This window comes from Sandarakinorhabdus sp., from assembly GCF_031422795.1.
Lineage (GTDB): Bacteria > Pseudomonadota > Alphaproteobacteria > Sphingomonadales > Sphingomonadaceae > Sandarakinorhabdus.
This window is the reverse complement of record NZ_JANPML010000030.1, coordinates 1-2,167: the sequence shown is the minus strand read 5'-3', so window position 1 is coordinate 2,167 and position 2,167 is coordinate 1. Positions and strand designations below refer to the sequence as shown.

Here is a 2,167-nt window from a genome sequence, read left to right as displayed (position 1 = left end):
GGCAAAGGCATACAGCATATAAGCGGTGCCGCGCGACTGAGTGTGCAGGTCCACCGCCGAATCGGCGTTGGGGCGGATCAGGCGGCTCCACAGCCGGCCGGCGAAATCGGCGATGGCGCTGCCGCCTTCCTTGCCAGGCAGCTCGCGGTTGAGATTGGGCGCGCTGCGCGACCAATCCGGCGTCCATTGCCGGGCAGACTGCATCAGGCCGGGCGGGTTGAGGCCGGGCACCAGCGTCACCGTGCCGGCCAGTTTCGCCGGATCAATGGTCGCCGCCAGCCGGTGCAGCACGGCTATGCCATTCAGTTCGTCGCCGTGGATGCCGGCCGTCAGCATCAAGCGCGGCCCGGGTTGGGCGCCCTTCACCACCACCACCGGCACCAGCCAGGGCTGGCCAACCGGGCTAGATCCAGCGCGAAACCACAGGCGCTGCACACTGCCGGCGGCGATGTCATTCACGTCCAGCCGATCGATGATGGTGACGCCATCAAGGCTGCCAGCAGCTTGCGTGGCGGCAACTGCCGGCTGCGCCGCAAGCAGCGTGGTGGCGGCGAGCAGGGCGCGCATCAGGCTTCGCCGGGCGCCGAAGCAACGATGCGCAGGGCATGAACACGGTCATGCGCCACTAGGTCGCCCAGCGCCGCATACACCGCGCGCTGGCGGGCGATGCGGCTTTGCCCGGCAAAGCTGGCAGCGCTGATCTTCACGGTGAAGTGCGATTCGGCGTCATCGCCCCGGTGGCCAGCATGGCCGGCGTGGTGGTGACTGTCGTCGATCACCTCCAGGCTGGTGGGGCGCAGGGCCGCAACCAGGCGGGATTGGATTTCTGCGGCAACCTTGCCCATATCTTCTCCTTTGGCGCCGTTTATAGACCTGAGCCAGAGCAGAGGACGACAGCAATTTCAAGCGAAAGCCAACCTCGCCACAGCCGGTGGCATGGGCGGGTGGAAACCCCCGCAGGGCAGGCCTGTGCCTGGCCGGGCTGCGCCGAGCATGGCGAGTTTCGCGCGCCACGGTCCAACCGGGTGCCGGGCGACGTTGGCGGCTGGCAATTTCTGTGTCTGGAACATGTGCGGTCGTTCAACGCCGGCTATAATTTCTTCGACGGTCTGTCGCCGGACGAAATCCATGCCGCCCAGTCGCCGATGGCCGGGTGGGAAAAGGATGTCGTGCGCGCAGGCCGCATGGCTTTTACCTTTGGTGATATGCACGGGCTGTTTGATGAACCGCTGCGCGCGTCCCGGCCGGCGGCCGGCTGCTGGGCCGAGAAGGGCGACGCACAGGCGCTGGGCGCGCTTGGGCTTGACCGCGATGCCACGCCGGCCGACATCCGGCGCGCCTATCGTGGGCTCGTGCGCCGCTACCACCCTGACAGCAATGGGGGGGACAGAAGTCACGAAGGGAAGTTGCAGGCGGTGGTCAACGCCTTTACGCACCTGAAGACAGCAGCCGGATACACAATGGAGTCGAACAAGACGTGAGCGAGATGCACGAGAACCCGCCGGTCGCCATGAATGCGCCGGACATCACGTTGGACGCCCGCGAGGTGTTCGGCGTCGATATCGACATGAAGGTGCCGGCCTTTTCGGTGAAAGACGATCGCGTGCCGGATCTGGATCCGGCCTATGTGTTCGATCCAGACACCACTCTGGCCATTCTCGCCGGCTTTGCCTTCAACCGCCGCGTGATGGTGCAGGGCTATCACGGCACCGGCAAATCCACCCATATCGAGCAGGTGGCCGCGCGGCTGAACTGGCCGTGCATCCGCATCAACCTTGATAGCCACATCAGCCGCATCGATCTGATCGGCAAGGATGCCATCGTGCTGCGCAACGGCAGCCAGGTGACCGAATTCCGGGAAGGCCTGTTGCCGTGGGCGCTGCAGACGCCAACCGCCCTGGTGTTCGACGAATATGATGCCGGCCGGCCGGACGTGATGTTCGTGATCCAGCGCGTGCTGGAAGTGGAGGGCAAGCTGACCCTGCTCGACCAGAATCGGGTGATCCGCCCCAATCCGTATTTCCGCCTGTTTGCCACCGCCAACACTGTTGGCCTGGGCGATACGACCGGGCTTTATCACGGCACCCAGCAGATCAACCAGGGCCAGATGGACCGCTGGAGCATCGTCACAACGCTGAATTACCTGCCGCACCACACCGAAACCGCC

Annotated in this window: 4 protein-coding genes; 2 read left to right on the top strand and 2 right to left on the bottom strand. The window is 65.2% G+C overall.

The genetic code is table 11. The annotated features are described in order from the left end of the window. Both RMO81_RS01365 and RMO81_RS01360 read right to left on the bottom strand, forming a co-directional pair. Nucleotides 1-567: succinylglutamate desuccinylase/aspartoacylase family protein (locus RMO81_RS01365; protein ID WP_310473932.1), on the bottom strand; the 567-nt coding region annotated here is incomplete at its 3' end. Next, nucleotides 567-845 carry a BolA family protein gene (locus RMO81_RS01360; RefSeq protein WP_310473931.1) on the bottom strand — a complete coding sequence of 93 codons (279 nt, stop codon included), beginning with the start codon at nucleotides 843-845 and terminating at the stop codon, nucleotides 567-569. The genes RMO81_RS01360 and RMO81_RS01365, both read right to left, overlap by 1 nt. Here RMO81_RS01360 and RMO81_RS01355 point away from each other — a divergent pair. After that, entirely contained in the window at nucleotides 747-1,481 is a 735-nt protein-coding gene (locus RMO81_RS01355) for a DnaJ domain-containing protein (RefSeq protein ID WP_310473930.1), read from the top strand. The two genes, RMO81_RS01360 and RMO81_RS01355, sit on opposite strands and share 99 nt — an antisense overlap. A gap of 5 nt (nucleotides 1,482-1,486) precedes the next feature. Beyond that, the coding region (locus RMO81_RS01350) for an AAA family ATPase (protein ID WP_310473933.1) at nucleotides 1,487-2,167 on the top strand (681 nt) is incomplete at its 3' end.

Bases quoted from the DNA above. Each gene is read 5' to 3' on its own strand.
- RMO81_RS01355 (WP_310473930.1), top strand. From the start codon at position 747: ATGGCCGGCGTGGTGGTGACTGTCGTCGATCACCTCCAGGCTGGTGGG.
- RMO81_RS01360 (WP_310473931.1), bottom strand. From the start codon at position 845: ATGGGCAAGGTTGCCGCAGAAATCCAATCCCGCCTGGTTGCGGCCCTG.